This window comes from Methylorubrum podarium (assembly GCF_022179745.1).
GTDB lineage: Bacteria > Pseudomonadota > Alphaproteobacteria > Rhizobiales > Beijerinckiaceae > Methylobacterium > Methylobacterium podarium.
On sequence record NZ_BPRD01000135.1, the window covers coordinates 1 to 15364 of the forward strand.

Below are 15364 nucleotides of genomic sequence, written 5' to 3' on the forward strand. Positions count from 1 at the left end.
CCCGGTGGCTGCGTCGGGCCCGGGGCGGCCCCGACGCAGCCACCGGGAGGTGGGTTCGTGTCGTGGCGGATCAAGCGCTCGGCTGCTCGTCGCCGATGCCGGCCCGGTTGAGGCGCAGGCGCATCTCCTTGCCGGTCTTGAAGACCGGGATCGCCTTCTCCGACACCGCCACGGATTCGCCGGTGCGGGGGTTGCGCCCGCGCCGGGCCTCGCGGCGCTTGACCGAGAAGGCGCCGAAGCCGCGCAACTCCACCCGATCTCCCTGGGCGAGGGCGTCGGCGATGGTGTCGAGGATGGCGTTGACCAGGGTCTCGACGTCGCGCTGGTAGAGATGGGGATTCTGCTCAGCAATCTTGAGCACGAGTTCCGACTTGATCATGCGGCTCTCTTCCGGATGGGGGGCGGGCGCGAGATGGCGCGAAACCTCAGGGAGCCGGACGCCAGACGGCCAGGAGCCCGCCATGGGCAACGCCCGCGGCCTCGTCCTCGACCGCGCGGAGGCGGGTGGCGAGCCCGTCGAGGCCGAGCAGGTCCGCCCCGACCCCGAGCGCCGACCAGAGCTTGAACCCGCCCTCGGCTTTCGGCTTCCAATCCTTCACCGGGAGGTTCGGGGAGACCTTCTTCTCATTCTCCAGCCACGCCACGGCCTGGCGCTCGCCGCCGAGCTCATCGACCAGCTTGAGCGGCAGGCTCTGGCGCCCGCTGAAGACGCGCCCGTCCGCGACCGCCGAGAGCTGGCTCTCGTTCATGCCGCGACGCTCGGCCACCAAGCCCTTGAACCAGCCGTAGGTGTCGAGGACGATCGAGGACAGGGCGGCGCGGGCCTCCGGGGAGGTCGGGCTGAAGCCCGAAGGCTCCGCCTTCAGCGGCGAGGATTTGACGGACTCGACCTTCACGCCGACCTTGTCGAGCAGGCCGGACACGTCCGGATACTGGAACAGCACGCCGATCGAGCCGACCAGCGCGGTCTCGCGGGCGACGATGTGGTCGGCGGCGATGGCGGTGATGTAGGCGCCCGAGGCGGCCGTCCCGTCGACGAAGGCGACCATCGGCTTCTTCGCCGCCAGCGCGCGCAGGTTGCGGTAGAGCTCCTCCGAGCCGGTCGTCGTGCCGCCGGGCGAGGAGATCGAGATCACCACGCCCTCGACCGCGTCCGACTTGCCGACCCGCTCGATCAGCTTCTTGGTCGATTCGCTGCCGGCGATGAAACCGCCGATCGAGATCCGGGCGATCTGTTTCTCCGTGGCCGGGAAGAAGCGGCCGTCGCCGACCCGCGCGCGGTAGCCCAGAGCACCCACGGCGACGATGGCGGCACCGATGCCGAGCACGCGCCACAGCGTCAGCTTGCGGCGCAGACGGCGGCGGTCGATGAGAAACTCGGCGTCTGCGGCCATCCGACGATGTACTCCTCTCCAAGCGGCGCTGCGCGACCGTTGTTCTGTTGGGATCGTACACGCCGCGCCCTGCCCGAACGCGGTCCTGCCTGATCCGTGGACTGGCCCGCCTCGCCGAGACGGGTTGATCCCGCAAACTGTTCCGGTGCCGATCCGGATGCCGGCCAAGTCCTTGATGGGCTTGGATTCGAGCAGGACTGCCGAGTCGGGGACCGTGTTTAACGCTGCCCGAGGCAAGCGGGCAAGAGCCTGTTCCGTTCCCGCCCGTACAACCCGCGGCGGTCGTCGCCGAAAGCGCTGTCCCCAGGACGCGGCGGGTTCAGCGCCGAGCGTAGAGTTCCTCGACGTAGCCGTCGCGCATCCAGAACAGATTCCGGCTCACTCTCCGATAGCCGCCGTCCCGCGCGACGAGATCGGGAACGACGCCCTGCCGGAACTGACCGGTGTTCGGTGCCGCCGCCTCCTGATTGATCGAGTAGAACAGCGGGGCGATGGTGCGGATACGCGCGATGTACATGGCCGCCGTTTCCGGGGGCATTTCGGGAATGGAATCCTGGTTGATGGCCAGGTCGTAGCGCTCGTCCCGCTCGATCTCCCACCACGGCAGGACCCGGATCGCGGCCTCGGGCTCGCCGGCCAGCGACACGTCGAGGCCGGCCTTCAGCAGGAACCAGCCCTGGAGGACGTTGGTGAAGGGCAGATCGAGGATCGTGTAGTGCCGGCCGGCCCGCCGCAGGAACCAAGCGAGGCCGCCGAAGCCGCCGCCGATCTCGACGACGCGGTCGAGGCGGCCGAGTTGCCCGATCCGCCAGGCGGCATAGGCGTGGCTGAAGGCGTGCTCGGGCAGGATGCCGGCGCCGTAGCGCACGCCGAACGGCGCGCCGACATCGGGAAAGGCCAGGGGAAAGCCGAGTTCGCCTTCGAGGCGCGCCGGCTCCGCGTGCCGGCCGAGGGAGCCGGCCAGCGGCGCGGCGAAGTCGCCCTGCTCCGGCGAGCGGACCTGGGCGAGGCCGAGGGCCTCGGAAAGCCGCAGGAGCCGGTCGCACCAGCTCGCGGCGAAGGGTACCGGAGCGTGACGGGCGAGGGTCGCCATCGTGCGCCCCATGGCGATGCCGTGCGCGAGGTGCGACCGGAACAGGTTGTTCAGCTGGCCGGCGAGCACCGCGGCGTCGCCGTCCCGCAGGGCGCCGTGGAAGGCGGGAAAACCCTGCGTCCGCGCCGCCCACATGCCCTCGCTGTCCGCCTGGACGGGCGAGCGTCCGGCGACGGAGCGCCACGCGGCGATGAGCCGGCGCGCGATGGCCTCGTCTTCCGGGCCGGGGCGGGGCTGGGCGAAGGCGATCGCCGGAAGATCCGGCCAGGCGCGGTAGGGATAGCGGTAGGTCCACGGCCCGGCTAGGCCGCCGCCGAGTTCGGCCCGCACGGACGGCGCGCGAAACGGCCGGCCCTCGCGATGACCGAAGACGCGGTAATGCTCTTCCGGCGAAGCGATGAGGCCGGCCTCGACCGCCATCGCCACGTCGGCGTTCAGATCGAGGTAGAGCTCGGGATCGAAATCGGGTGGGAGCGGGTCGGGATGCCGTCCATTGGGCTTCCCCCTCAACCATCTCAGGCCGGCGCCTAAGCTCGGGAGGCGGTCTGCCATCGCGCTCGCCTCGGGACGCTTCGAAAACGGGACCAAAACAAGTTCGGGGCCGGCAGAGCCGGCCCCGAGACGTCGTCGGACAACGGCGAGGCTTACTCCTCGTCGCCGCCCTTCTTCTTGTTGAAGGCGGCACCCAGGATGTCGCCGAGCGAGGCACCCGAATCGGCCGAGCCGAACTGGGCCATCGCCTCCTTCTCCTCGGCGACTTCCAGCGCCTTGATCGAGACCTGCACGCGGCGGGCCTTGCGGTCGAACTGGATGACGCGGGCGTCGAACTTCTCGCCGGCGGCGAACCGCTCGGGACGCTGGTCGCCGCGGTCACGGGCGAGCTCGGCGCGGCGGATGAAGGTCTGCATGTCGGTGTCGACGAGCTTCACCTCCAGGCCGGAATCCTTCACCTCGACGACCTCGCAGGTCACGACCTGACCCTTCTTGATCTCGCCGGCTTCCGCGAAGGGATCGCCGCCGAGCTGCTTCACGCCGAGCGAGATGCGCTCCTTCTCGACGTCGACGTCGAGAACCTGGGCGCGCACCATGTCGCCCTTCTTGAACTCCTCGATGACCTGCTCGCCGGGACGGTTCCAGTCGAGATCCGACAGGTGGACCATGCCGTCGACGTCGCCTTCGAGGCCGATGAACAGGCCGAACTCGGTCTTGTTCTTGACCTCGCCCTCGACCTCGGACCCGACCGGGTGCTTCTCGGCGAAGGCTTCCCACGGGTTCTGCAGGGTCTGCTTGAGGCCGAGCGAGATGCGGCGCTTGACCGAGTCGACCTCGAGACTCTGCACCTCGACCTCCTGGGAGGTGGAGACGATCTTGCCCGGATGGACGTTCTTCTTGGTCCAGCTCATCTCGGAGACGTGGATCAGGCCCTCGATCCCCGGCTCCAGCTCCACGAAGGCGCCGTAATCGGTGATGTTGGTCACGCGGCCCTTGAGCTTGGCGCCCTCCGGGTAGCGGGCGGCGATGCCCTCCCACGGATCGGCGAGGAGCTGCTTGATGCCGAGCGAGATGCGGTGCGTCTCGTGGTTGATCTTGATGATCTTGACCTTCACCGTCTGGCCGATGGTCACGACCTCGGACGGGTGGTTCACGCGGCGCCACGCCATGTCGGTGACGTGCAGCAGGCCGTCGATGCCGCCGAGATCGACGAAGGCGCCGTACTCGGTGATGTTCTTGACGACGCCGTCGATGACCTGACCTTCCTCGAGGTTGGCCACCAGCTCCGAGCGCTGCTCGGCGCGGCTCTCTTCGAGCACGGTGCGGCGCGACACGACGATGTTGCCGCGGCGGCGATCCATCTTGAGGATCTGGAAGGGCTGCGGCGTGCCGAGCAGCGGGGTCACGTCGCGCACCGGGCGGATATCGACCTGGGAGCGCGGCAGGAACGCCACGGCGCCGTCGAGATCGACGGTGTAGCCGCCCTTGACCTGGTTGAAGATCGTGCCGGTGACGCGCTCGTTGGCTTCAAAAGCCTTCTCGAGCTTGACCCAGCTCTCCTCGCGGCGCGCCTTGTCGCGCGAGATGACGGCCTCGCCCAGCGCGTTCTCGATGCGGTCGACGTAGACTTCGACCTCATCGCCGACCTTGAGCTCGCCCTCGCGGCCCGGGCCGGTGAATTCCTTGAGGGGGACGCGCCCCTCGGTCTTGGCACCGATATCGATGACGGCGACATCCTTCTCGATGCCGACGACGGTGCCCTTGACGACCGAACCTTCGGTGATCTCGTGCTGGAGGAAGGATTCCTCGAGCAGGGCCGCGAAATCCTCGCGGGCCGAAGAGCTTGCGTTCAGACCAGCAGACATTCTTTCTCCTGAATGGCCTCATCGCGTGAGGCCGGCGTCGGCGGCTCGTGTTGCGGAATACCCCCGTCACCGCCGCCCGCCGGATGGACGATCCGGTCGGGCTCGCCTCCTCTCGGAGGGCCGACGCATGCTTAAAGCGATGGTCGAGGGCCGAGTCCCTTAGCGGCGCGACCGCCGGGCGTGAGCGCCCGGATCCTGACGGTACCGATGAGGAAATCGGTGCGAGCGATACCGGATCCGCGTCGCCGACGCAACGTCCCGTGCCGCCTCGTCATCGACGGGCCGGCCGACCCTCGCGCCAGAGGGGCAAGACGGATCGTGCCGGGGCGCTGTCCAGGCGCCGTCTCAGCGCGGACAATCCGGCCCTCAGCCCGCCGTGCCGGCGGTGCGGGTCAGGGCGTAGAGCGTGATCGCCGCCGCATTCGAGACGTTGAGGCTGCGGATCGCGCCCGTCGCGTCGATGCGCACGAGCAGGTCGCAGCACTCGGTCGTGCGCTGGCGCAGGCCCTTGCCCTCGGCACCGAGCACGAGCACCGCCGGACGGCGCGGGCCGAAGGCATCGAGCGAGGTTCCGGCGTCGGAGTCGAGGCCGATCCGGGTGAAGCCGCGCTCGCCGAGGGTGATCAGCGCCTCGGCGAGGTTGCGCACGATCACCAGCGGCACGTGTTCGAGACCGCCCGAGGCGGATTTCGCCAGCACGCCGGTGGCGTTGGGCGAGTGGCGCGCGGTGGTGACGATCGCGGTGACCCCGAAGGCTGCCGCGGTGCGGACGATGGCGCCGACATTGTGCGGGTCGGTGATCTGATCGAGGGCGAGCAGCAGTGCGTCGTCCGGCATCGCGTCGAGGGCGGGCGCGGCCAGCGGCTCGGCCTCCGCGTAGAGGCCCTGATGCACGGCGTCCGGGCCGAGCAGCCGGTCGATGGCGCTCGGCCGGACGATCTCCGGCTCGACCGGCAGAGCGATCCCGGCCTCGTTCAGGCGGGCCAGGGCGTTCTCGGTGGCGAGCAGCCGGTGGAACTGGCGGCCGGCGTTCGCCAGCGCCTGCGACACGGGGTGCCAGCCGTAGAGCACGACGTGGTCCCTCCCCTCGCGGGCCGTCGGTCCGGGCGGCTGCTGCGTTCGCGGGCGGGGCCGGAAGCCGTAGGGCTTGGCCGGACGGTCGCGCGGCGGGGTCATGGCGGGTCTTTCAGGCAGGGATGACGACGGCGTCTCGAACGCCCGAGAAACCGATGGGACCGCTCCGCGTCAAGCGGCGGAAACCTTCGGCAAGGCCGTTGCCGTCGGAAGCGATCCCGACTATAGACCGGGCGCCGTCGGACAGCGCCCTTCGTCTATCGGTTAGGACGTCAGCCTTTCACGCTGAAAAGGCGGGTTCGATTCCCGCAGGGCGCGCCATTTCCGCACAGAATATCGAGCCAATATAATTCCGACTCGATGCCAATATAACAGCGACTCGGCTTCCAGGATAAGACAGCCTCGATCTCCGCGATAAGAGCGTCGCGGCCTCCAGGATAGGACCGACTCTGTTTCCAGGATAAGAGCGTCGCGGCTTCCAGGATAGAAGCGACTCGATAAGAGCGACGCCGTAGGCCAGGGCGGGGTACCAGCTCCAGGATAAGAGAGACTCGGTTGGGGCCATGCCTCAGGCCAGGACCGGGGCGTTTCCAGAATAAGAGCGTCTCGCTCGTCGCCGATGCCTTCCGTGTGATGCACGGCGCCAGTTCCAGGATAAGAGCGACTCGATCAATCGACACACGGCCGAGCCATCACCGACCATCCCGTTGGTCGACATGGGTCTCCGCCGTCACCGCCGCCTCCATCGCCTGCCAAGCTTTGAGCACAGCCGGAGCCGTCCTGAGAAAGGCCAACCCGGCCTGCGACAAATCGCCAGATCTGCGGACGCGGATCACGAAGAATGGGGGGCTTTTGAGCGCCGCTTCGACCCGGTCGATAGCCTCTTTCACGACGGCTGAACTCACCCCGCGGGAGGCTGCAGTCCGGCCCAGCGCACCCCGGCCTTTGCGGTTCGCCTCGTCGGCCGCCTGCCACGCGGTGGCGATATCCAGGATCGAAGGTCTGGCGGTCATACGGCGAGTGTGACGGGAAATTCTTGGCGAAACGCCAACGGCCGTTTCGGTCACCTTCTTGGCTGATGGCCAACAAACTCAAAACGCCTCGCGACCCTTTCTTGGCTACCAGCCAAGAAACTTCTTCCGCGTTCGACGGGACTTTGTTGGCTATCGGCCAACAAAGAAGTTGGGCTTACCCGCCTTGGGCGTGGAGTTTGTTGGCCGGTAGCCAACAAAGCTCCCAGGGGCCATCAACAGGTTTGTTGGCTGTTGGCCAACAAACTCGTTCCGCTTTTGGACGGGAACCATTACGATAGGCAACTTCCAAAAATCGCGGGCTCAAGGGTCGGGCGCGTCGCCTTTTCAGGCGCGCAGTTCCCTTGCCTGAAAGCATGCAAGCTTGGTCGGCCGTCGGCCTTCACGCCCGCGTTTCGGGGGTTCGTGAAGTCGAAGTTGAGACCCCTAAAAGCCGCGTCCTGCGGGCCTGCCAGCGGCATGCTCAGACGTGCCCTGACCGGTCCGACAGACCTGTCGAACGGGGGCTAAACCCCCGGCCCGACTCGCCGATCGCCGGCGCCGAGGGGCTAGCCGAGCCGATCAAATCGAGGCACGGTCGTGGATATACGGCGACTAACGACGGGGGTCGGGCACGATGTAGCGACGAGGTATCCCACAAACGAAAACCCGCGACCGGTCAGGTCGCGGGCTCGCCAGGTTGAAGTCCTCTCAAGGCCCGTGGTCATTCCCTGAACAAGACTACCAGGGGCCTCAACCGGGGGGATTTCATCTGAGGCGGCGACGAGAAGTCGCCAGCGCTGCGATCCTGCCACCGCGGGCTCGCCCGCGCAAGCGCGCCTCTGCGCCCCGACCCGGCGGCCCGACTGACCGTTCCGCGACCTGACTTGGCTTCGGCCGGCGCACTGCGTCCGGCGACGGAGGGCGTGCGCGTGTTCGAGATCGACAGCGACATCCTGCAGATGCGCGTGACCGCGCGGATCGTCGAAGACCCCCGCGGCGGGCCGATCCGCCGCATCATCAACGGGCGGCACCATAAGCCCACGGGCCGGTACGCCTCGACGAAGGCCCGGCGCTCCCTCCCGTGGGAGGACATCCGCGAGCTGCGCTACTTCTACCATTGCGAGGCAGACAGCCGGGTCCTCACGTACCTCGCGCAGCCCCACCGGATCGAGATCCTGGTCGGGCGACCGCGCCCGCTCGTCTATTTCCCCGACATCCGCCGCGACCTAGCGGACGGCGCGGTCGAGATCCGCGAGGTCAAGAGGCTCTACGACCCGGAGAGCGACCCCGATTACGACCTGAAGCTCGGCCTTGCCCGCGAGGTCTACCGCGGGCTCGGGTGGTCGTTCGACATCGTCGAGGCCGCGACCATCGAACATCCGGTCACGCTCCGGACCGTCGAGGAGATCCAGCGGAACCGGGACCTGCGGATCACCGCGCACCATGTCTTCGCGGCCCTCGACGTCACGCGGGCCAATGGCGGCGCGGCTCCCTTGGCCATGGTCGCTGATGCCCTCGGCGGTGGCCTCGTGGGCGAGGCCCTCGTGCACGCCCTGGTCGTCCGCCGGTACCTGTCCGTGGACATCACCAAGCGCCTCGGCCCCTCCGCCCTCGTGGCCGCCGTCGAGGGCAGCCTCGACGCGCCCCGTCCCCGGGCCTGAGGCTGCCATGGCTCTTCAGGGCGATCACGCGGTCGGCGACATCTGGATCATCACCGACGCCGAGGGCGGCGAGCGCGAGGTCGCGTTCGTCATGGAGCTCCCGGGGCGCCAGATGGTGCTTCAGGACCGTCGCACCGAACACACGCAGTTCATGGGCGAGGCCGATCTGGACGCGCTTCATGCGGCGGGCCAGGCACGGCGCTTGAGGCCCCACCGCAACGCCAAGGGCGAGATCCAGCGGACCGATGCGGCCGGCGACGTGCCGCCCGAAGGTGCGAACGATAAGGAGCGCGCCCGGCAGTTCTACGTCAGGAAGTGGGACGAGACGCCAGGGGTCGGCAAGGGTAAGGTCGGCCTCGACCGCCTCATCCGCTTTCATAGGTCCGAGGCCGCGCGGCTTGGCATCGTCTGGGTTCCGAGCGACGGCGCCCTGCGGCGCGCGATCACCGAGCGGGGCGAGCCTGGCCGACGTCCTCTCCGCGTGATGCAGGACATGCGCGGGCAGGGTCCGCGCAACCGTTGGCCGAGGCTTGTCAGGAATGCGCTGGACCATGCCGTCGCGTGGTTCTACGCGGCCCCCGCGCGCGACCACGGCGATTCCTACGCCTGGCTGGTTCGCCTGATCCGCCGGTTGAACGGGATCGGCGCCCGTCGCCATGGCGCGAGCTGGCAAATGCAGCCCACGCCCTGCGACGAGGTGCTTAGGCTGCGCGTCCACGCGGCCGCCTCGCTGGAGACCTTCACCGCCAAGTGGGGCGAGCGCGAGGGGCGCATGCGCTACCAGGGCGTCGTCCGCGGCCTTGAAGCCAAGCGCATCCTCGACCTGATCATCATCGACGCCACCGTCGCGGACGGCTGGTGCGCGGTCGACGACGAGACGCGCACACCACTGGGCCGGCCCACCATCACCTACTCCGTAGACGTCAAGAGCAGGGTCTGCCCGGCCTTCTCAATCACGTACGGCGGGGAGAACGTCTACGGCATTATGTCCTGCCTGCAGAAGATCTGCACCGGCAAGCACGAGGTCATCGCCCGGCGCCCCGACCTGGCGCCGCTCCTTGAGGACATCTGGGGCAAGCCCGAGGAGATCGTCGTCGACAACGCCTGGCGTCAGACGGGCGTGTCCATGCAGGACGCCTGCGAGGACGCCGGCATCTCCGTGCGATGGGCAGCGGTCGCGAACCCCGAGTACAAGGCCATCGGCGAGCGGTTCGTCCGCACCGTGAACCAGATGCTCCTGCACAAGATGCCGGGAGCGGTGCCGGTCGACGTGGCCATGTGCCGGAAGCTCGGTATCGATCCGCAGAAGACGGCCTTCATCCTGACGTCGGAGTTGGAGGAACTCCTCTACCAAGCCATCGCCGATTGCTACCATCACGAGGAGCACCGGGGCACGGGCGTGGCGCCGCTGCTCGCTTGGCGCAAGTACCTGGCGTCCGGCATCCGCAAGGTCATCGACGACCCGAACTTCCTCAGGTCCGTCTTCGGGGCCTACGGCGAGGGTCTCCTCGACCGCTCCGGCATCCAGTTCAAGGGGGTGACCTTCCACGACCCCGTCGTCACGACGGAACTGCTCAACGACCTCGCCGGCGCCACGCCGGTACGGACGCGGCGCAAGCGGGGCAGCAGCGCCACCGCGAAGGTCAAGATCAAGTATAACCCGGCTACCGTGGCTGGCATCTCGGTCTGGAACCCCCGCAAGCGGCGATATGTCTGGCTGCCCTGCTGGGACCGCAGGTTCGCAGGCATGGAAGGGGCGAGCTTCTGGCTGGCAGAGCAGGCGCATGCCTTCGCCAGGGAGGAGAACCTCGCCTTCCGGTCGGACGAGGACAAGTGCCTCGCCCGCGACCGGCTGCGCGCCGCGTTCGAGGCCGCGGCGCCGCACATGAAGTTCGCGGCGATGCGCCGGAAGCGCCGGCTGCACGAACCCGACCGCCCCGTGCTGGGCGGGGATACCGTGCTGATGGCGCACGAGATCCCGAGCATCTCCGGGATGAAGGTCAACGACGTGCCCGTCGTGCTCGCTGCGAGCGAGCGCGAGGATGCCGGCTTCCCGGAGAAGGGTCCCCGCCGCGGTGGCAGGAAGGCCACGGAGAAGGCCGCCAGGACGCGGGCGGCCAAGAGGGCGGCCCGGTCGAGGGTCGGAACCGGCCCGCCCGCGCCTCCGCAGCCCTCGACGGAACGGACGACGGGCAGCCTCCTGACCGTCAGCGACCCCGCCGCCGTCATGGCCGCCCTCAAGGCGCGCATGGCCGCCGCCAAAGGCAAGGAGTGACCACCATGGACACCGCCGCGTTCGTCGCGAGGATCGAGGTCGAATTCGCGAACTTCCGCATCCCCCACCCACGTCTGGTCGAGGTCGGTAAGCGCCTCGACGAGATGCGCAACGTCGCTGAGGCATCGCGTGCCGAATGGATCGCCCGAGGGCGACCGAAGAAGCGCATGCCCATGAAGTTCCTGCCCGTGATCGCACCAAGCGGATCGGGCAAGTCGACCTCGGTCGCCATGTATCTGGAAGACGTCGTAGGAAAGGAAGCATTCGGTAAGAACCATCGCCCGGTCGTGCATGTCACGCTCTCGTCCGAGGCGACCACGAAGCGCCTCGGCTCGGACATCCTGGAAGAGTTCGGGGACCCCGATCCCGAGACTGGCACCGCACCCCAACTGATGCGCCGCACCTACAACGCCCTGGAGGTTGCTGAGACGGACGTTCTCGTCATCGACGAGATTCAGCACCTCATCCACGCGGACACGGGCCAGCGGACGGCTTGGAGCGTCACCGAGACGCTCAAGCGAATGCTGATCCGTGGTGCGTGCCCGTTGGTGCTGATGGGCACCCCGGAAGCCAAGTCCGTGCTCTTGTCCAACAACCAGATGAAGCAGCGCGCCCTGGAGCCGGTCTTCCTCGAACCGCTCGACATCCAGGTCGCTGAGGAGCGCACGATGTTCATCGAGCACGTCGCGGGCATCGACCTCAAGATGGTCGAGCACGGCCTCGCACAGGAGCCGTCCGGCCTCGTCGTCGGTGACCTGCCCGCGTGCTTCTACGACGTCTCGAAGGGCGTCATCGGCACGGTCTCGAACCTTGTGATGGTCGCCGCCAAGCACGCGGCCAGGGACGGTCGCCGGGGCGTCACGCGCGAGGATCTCAGCCACGCGACCCGGCGCTGGGCAATCCCGACCGGGATCTCCGACCACGACCCGTTCGCGAACGGCGCGCGCGACCTCAAGCAGCTCAAGGCCGCGGCATGACGGGTGACCTCGGTGCTACGGACGCGCGCATCCAGACCATCCCGCGACGACGCGGGCTCATCATGCGGCCGCTCGCCTTCAGCCTCCCGGATGTCCCGGCGGAAGACGCGAGCTTGCTCGGGCTGGTGGCGGATGCCGCGTGCCTCAACGCCGTCCCGTTCCTCGGTAGGGTTCTCGGCTACGCCGACATCGATACCCTCTTTCCGGCCTCGCTCCCGGTCACCGAGGACGCCCCCGTGGACAGTCTGGCCTTCGTACTGAGGCTGGAGACGCACGAGGTGCTGTCACGGATGTACCCGGTCGAGACCATTCCGGGCCGGGGAAAGTTCATCGACTTCTTCGGCGCCACAATCCGTGCCGACCATCGCGAGAGCCGGCACCGTCGGGTATCGCCCCGGTCCCTGCGCATGGCGGCCCATCATCGGGCGCTGTGGGAGTTGAGACCGTTCGCCTTCTGCCCGGACAGCCGCGAGGAGCTCATCGACCGCTGCCCGGTCTGCGAGCGCCATCTCGGCTGGAAGCGCACGGCCGGGGTCGCCTTCTGTGATTTCTGCGTCGATGAGGACGGAGACCCGACCGTCGACCTCCGTGACCATGCCGGCGGCATCGTGGAGGCGGGCGACGAGGCCGCGCTCACCTTCGTCTGCGACCTGATCCATCCGGTCGGCCATAGGCGGGAGCGGGCTCGAAAAGCCCTCCATCCCGAGTTCTCGAACTTGGGGCCGGGCGAGGTGTTCGAGATGATGCTGACGCTGGCCAGCGCCGTGGAGACCATCTCGGAGCGTCCCGGAGACGACCTCAAGCTGTTCGAGTCGCGCACCAGTTACGCGCGCCTGACCGCCTCCGTGATGGCTCGGGCCGCGCGCATGATCCTATCCTGGCCGACTGCATTCCGGGATCTCGCCGAGGAGATCCGTCAATCGGCGCCGGCGCGGACAAGCGGGACACCGATGGTCAGGGAGTTCGGCGCGCTCGCCCAGACCGCCCGGGTGCGGCACCTTTCGCCCGACATCCGGGCGGTGTTGCTGCGGGAACTCGATGCTGCTTGGCTGCACCGGACCGGCGTCGGGGCCGCCGACGCTTACCGGAAGGGCGCTCCGTTGCCGGAGGGCCATATCTCCCAGGTGGAAGCCGCGGCGCGCATCGGCATGGGGGTGAAGACGTTCGCGAGGAGGGCCGAGAAGGTTGGGCTCGTCGCTCACAGGACCGGCACGGGCCGACGGGCCGTCATCCTGTACCGCGAGGATGACGTCGAGCGGTTTCGCAAGGGATGGAACGACATCGTCGATGCCAAGGCCGTCGCCGTAAGGTTGGGCGTTCCTCCATCGGCGGCCCCGGCACTCGCCGAAATGGGCCTGCTGGAAACCGCGTCGGGCTCGGCGCTCGGTCGCCTCTACGAGGGCGGTCTCTACGCCCGCTCATCGCTGGAGCGGCTAGACGCCGACCTACGGTCCTGCCTACGTTTGAGCCAAGGATCCCTACCCCGGCTCTGGGCCAGCGTAAGGGCCATGTCGCTGATGCACATCCCATGGGCCGAGGTGCTTGAAGGCGTCATCCGTGGGGCCGTTGCCGTGGCCGGCGGGGAGAGACCCGGGCCGTTCGCCCGGCAGGTCACGCTGATCGACGAGAAGGCATTCACCCAGTTCGTGAAGGAGGTCGTTGTCCGTGCGGATCGCACCGACTCATCCGGCATGACCGACGAGGAGGCGTGCCTCGCCCTGGGTGCGTCGCCCGGTATGCTCATGTGGCTCGTGGGCGAGGGTATCATGGAGACCAACGGCCAGCGTCGCCGGCGCAATTCCGAGCGCACGGTCGCGGACTTCAAGGCCAGGTTCGCCTTGACGCGCGAGATCGCGGACCGGGTCGGGCTTGAGCCGCGCCAGGTTCGCCCCCTCCTCGCGGCAGCAGGCGTCGAGCCTTTCGCAGCCAAGGGGAAGCTCATGGTTTGGGAGCGGGATGCCGCTTCGGCCGCCCTGGCGCGGATAGCCGAACGGGCCTGCGCCTACCTCACCCAGAGACAGGCGGCGGCGCGTCTGCTGACTAACGAGGGGGTCGTGCGCGCGCTGCGTCGTTCGTGCCTGATCGCGGCCAACGGGCCCGGCAGGGCGACGTTCTGGGAAACGGACATCGTCCGGTTCGAGGAGCTCTACATGCTGAGCAGCATGGCGGCCGAGGTGCTTGGGGTAAGAACCGGCCAGGTTCGCGACCGGATGGCCAAGAGGGGTTTCCGCCCAGCGACAGTCTGCGCGTCGGGCGCAGCGGTAGTCTGGCACCGCCGAGACGTCGCCCGGGCATCCGAGAAATCCTAAGCCTTTATGAGGCTCCTCCGGTCGACTATGTTAGGGTCGACCTCAATTCGTACCATTCCTCGGGAACAGCCATGATCCTCACGAAACTTATTCGCGAGAACGCCGAGGCCATCAGCCAGGTTGGTATCCGCGCCCTGGAAGAGGCCAAGCAGGCGGGCGTTCCCGCCTATTACATGGACCCCTCCCTCGGCGACGGCATCATCCGAGAGTTGCCCGACGGCACGCGCGAGCGCATCGAGCGTCAGGATGGCCGGGATGTCGTCACGGAGGCCTATGGACCGAGGCTTTGAGGATCGCGAAGCCGTCGCGGTCTGTACCATCCTCGGTGGCCCGAATGGGTCCGGCAAGTCGAGCATTTACCGGGCGCTTGCCCCGCCCGGTGAGTTCGTGAATGCGGACGTCATCGCGCGCCGCATGAACCCTGATGATCCTGAGGGGGCCTCACTCTCTGCAGGGCGGGCCGTGCTCCAGCGGCTGGATGAACTCGTCGAACAGCGACGGGATTTCGTCTACGAGACGACGCTCAGCTCCAACCAAGCGCTCAGTCTGATGCGTCGGGCCCGCGGCGCCGACTATGAGATGGGCCTCGTCTTCGTCGCCTTGGCGAGCGCTGATCTGAACGTCGACCGTGTGGCCCAAAGGGTCAGCCAAGGCGGACATAATATCCCGGAAGACGTCATCCGCCGCCGCTACGAAGCGGCCTTTGGCAAGCTCGCGCAAGCCATCCCGCTCGCCCACCAGACGGTGATCTTCGACAACACCGAGACGGCACCGGTCCTGCTCATTCGCATCGTGGGCGATGTCATCGAGGAGAACCGCCTCGACGAGGCCCAGAGCCTGCACGTGAGGATCTGTGAGGCCGTGGCTGAGGCGCTGGGCATTGGCGCGGACGAGGTGTTCAAGGCCGCCCGTTACGACTGATCTTGGCCTCCATCGAGTCGCTCCTGAACTGGATACGCCCAATGCGATTCGACCCTATCCTGGAAGTCGATTCAGACCAAAAGGCCCACGGCCAGGGATTTCAAACCCTTAACCGAGTCGGGCTTATGCTGGGACGACACAGAACTGCGAACACCGGGCACGGCTGAGCCGCCTGCTCCGGTCAGGGCAGTTTTCAGGTTCTCCTTGTCGCCGACGATGCGGATCACGTCCGCTCCCACCTCGACTCGGTCGACGATAGCCTAGAGGCTGTTATGAACTGGCTGCGAGTA

The 15364-nt window shown here is 67.8% G+C and carries 13 protein-coding genes and 1 tRNA gene; 7 read left to right on the forward strand and 7 right to left on the reverse strand.

What is annotated here, in order from left to right; genetic code table 11:
- Window positions 1–70: 70 nt before the first annotated feature.
- The 5 genes from ihfB to MFF42_RS07315 form a co-directional block, all read right to left on the reverse strand.
- Entirely contained in the window at window positions 71–379 is a 309-nt protein-coding gene (gene ihfB / locus MFF42_RS07295; protein ID WP_003600667.1) for an integration host factor subunit beta, read from the reverse strand.
- 46 nt (window positions 380–425) lie between these two features.
- Window positions 426–1394 carry a signal peptide peptidase SppA gene (gene sppA, locus MFF42_RS07300; protein WP_238255152.1) on the reverse strand — a complete coding sequence of 323 codons (969 nt, stop codon included), beginning with the start codon at window positions 1392–1394 and terminating at the stop codon, window positions 426–428.
- A gap of 319 nt (window positions 1395–1713) precedes the next feature.
- Window positions 1714–2997, reverse strand: coding sequence for a class I SAM-dependent methyltransferase (locus MFF42_RS07305; RefSeq protein WP_238255153.1), 1284 nt, complete (start codon window positions 2995–2997; stop codon window positions 1714–1716).
- Window positions 2998–3131: 134 nt separating this feature from the next.
- Complete coding sequence (gene rpsA / locus MFF42_RS07310; protein WP_238255154.1) at window positions 3132–4844, reverse strand: 30S ribosomal protein S1; 1713 nt, start codon at window positions 4842–4844, stop codon at window positions 3132–3134.
- A gap of 366 nt (window positions 4845–5210) precedes the next feature.
- Window positions 5211–6020, reverse strand: coding sequence for a TrmH family RNA methyltransferase (locus tag MFF42_RS07315; protein WP_238255155.1), 810 nt, complete (start codon window positions 6018–6020; stop codon window positions 5211–5213).
- A 144-nt stretch (window positions 6021–6164) separates the two neighbouring features.
- Between MFF42_RS07315 and MFF42_RS07320 the strand changes: the two genes are divergently transcribed.
- Window positions 6165–6239: transfer RNA gene (locus MFF42_RS07320), tRNA-Glu, on the forward strand.
- Between the two features lie 371 nt (window positions 6240–6610).
- Here MFF42_RS07320 and MFF42_RS07325 read toward each other — a convergent pair.
- Window positions 6611–6931 (reverse strand): hypothetical protein, encoded by a 321-nt coding sequence (locus MFF42_RS07325; protein WP_133088770.1) that lies wholly within the window; start codon window positions 6929–6931, stop codon window positions 6611–6613.
- A gap of 929 nt (window positions 6932–7860) precedes the next feature.
- On the opposite strand from MFF42_RS07325, the gene MFF42_RS07330 reads away from it, so the two are divergent.
- The 6 genes from MFF42_RS07330 (at window position 7861) to MFF42_RS07355 (ending at window position 15074) form a co-directional block, all read left to right on the forward strand.
- Window positions 7861–8592, forward strand: a complete 732-nt coding sequence (locus tag MFF42_RS07330; protein WP_238255156.1) for a hypothetical protein — start codon at window positions 7861–7863, stop codon at window positions 8590–8592.
- Window positions 8593–8599: 7 nt separating this feature from the next.
- Window positions 8600–10867 (forward strand): TnsB C-terminal domain-containing protein, encoded by a 2268-nt coding sequence (locus MFF42_RS07335; protein WP_238255157.1) that lies wholly within the window; start codon window positions 8600–8602, stop codon window positions 10865–10867.
- 5 nt (window positions 10868–10872) lie between these two features.
- Window positions 10873–11844 (forward strand): ATP-binding protein, encoded by a 972-nt coding sequence (locus tag MFF42_RS07340; RefSeq protein ID WP_133088768.1) that lies wholly within the window; start codon window positions 10873–10875, stop codon window positions 11842–11844.
- On the forward strand, window positions 11841–14153 hold the full coding sequence (locus MFF42_RS07345) for a hypothetical protein (protein WP_238255158.1): 2313 nt from the start codon (window positions 11841–11843) through the stop codon (window positions 14151–14153). The genes MFF42_RS07340 and MFF42_RS07345 overlap by 4 nt, the downstream gene beginning before the upstream one ends.
- Window positions 14154–14224: 71 nt before the next feature.
- Window positions 14225–14443: a hypothetical protein gene (locus MFF42_RS07350; protein ID WP_238255159.1), complete on the forward strand. Its 219-nt coding sequence runs from the start codon at window positions 14225–14227 to the stop codon at window positions 14441–14443.
- Entirely contained in the window at window positions 14427–15074 is a 648-nt protein-coding gene (locus MFF42_RS07355; protein WP_238255160.1) for an ATPase, read from the forward strand. Before MFF42_RS07350 ends, MFF42_RS07355 begins: the two co-directional genes overlap by 17 nt.
- Window positions 15075–15145: 71 nt before the next feature.
- Here the strand turns inward: MFF42_RS07355 and MFF42_RS07360 are convergent, their stop codons facing one another.
- Window positions 15146–15301, reverse strand: coding sequence for a hypothetical protein (locus tag MFF42_RS07360; protein WP_238255161.1), 156 nt, complete (start codon window positions 15299–15301; stop codon window positions 15146–15148).
- Window positions 15302–15364: the final 63 nt, after the last annotated feature.

What these genes read in the sequence shown, in the direction of transcription:
- MFF42_RS07345 (WP_238255158.1), top strand. Translation starts at nt 11,841, where the DNA reads ATGACGGGTGACCTCGGTGCTACGGACGCGCGCATCCAGACCATCCCG.
- MFF42_RS07315 (WP_238255155.1), bottom strand. Translation starts at nt 6,020, where the DNA reads ATGACCCCGCCGCGCGACCGTCCGGCCAAGCCCTACGGCTTCCGGCCC.
- ihfB (WP_003600667.1), bottom strand. Translation starts at nt 379, where the DNA reads ATGATCAAGTCGGAACTCGTGCTCAAGATTGCTGAGCAGAATCCCCAT.
- MFF42_RS07325 (WP_133088770.1), bottom strand. Translation starts at nt 6,931, where the DNA reads ATGACCGCCAGACCTTCGATCCTGGATATCGCCACCGCGTGGCAGGCG.
- rpsA (WP_238255154.1), bottom strand. Translation starts at nt 4,844, where the DNA reads ATGTCTGCTGGTCTGAACGCAAGCTCTTCGGCCCGCGAGGATTTCGCG.
- MFF42_RS07350 (WP_238255159.1), top strand. Translation starts at nt 14,225, where the DNA reads ATGATCCTCACGAAACTTATTCGCGAGAACGCCGAGGCCATCAGCCAG.
- sppA (WP_238255152.1), bottom strand. Translation starts at nt 1,394, where the DNA reads ATGGCCGCAGACGCCGAGTTTCTCATCGACCGCCGCCGTCTGCGCCGC.
- MFF42_RS07335 (WP_238255157.1), top strand. Translation starts at nt 8,600, where the DNA reads ATGGCTCTTCAGGGCGATCACGCGGTCGGCGACATCTGGATCATCACC.
- MFF42_RS07340 (WP_133088768.1), top strand. Translation starts at nt 10,873, where the DNA reads ATGGACACCGCCGCGTTCGTCGCGAGGATCGAGGTCGAATTCGCGAAC.
- MFF42_RS07355 (WP_238255160.1), top strand. Translation starts at nt 14,427, where the DNA reads ATGGACCGAGGCTTTGAGGATCGCGAAGCCGTCGCGGTCTGTACCATC.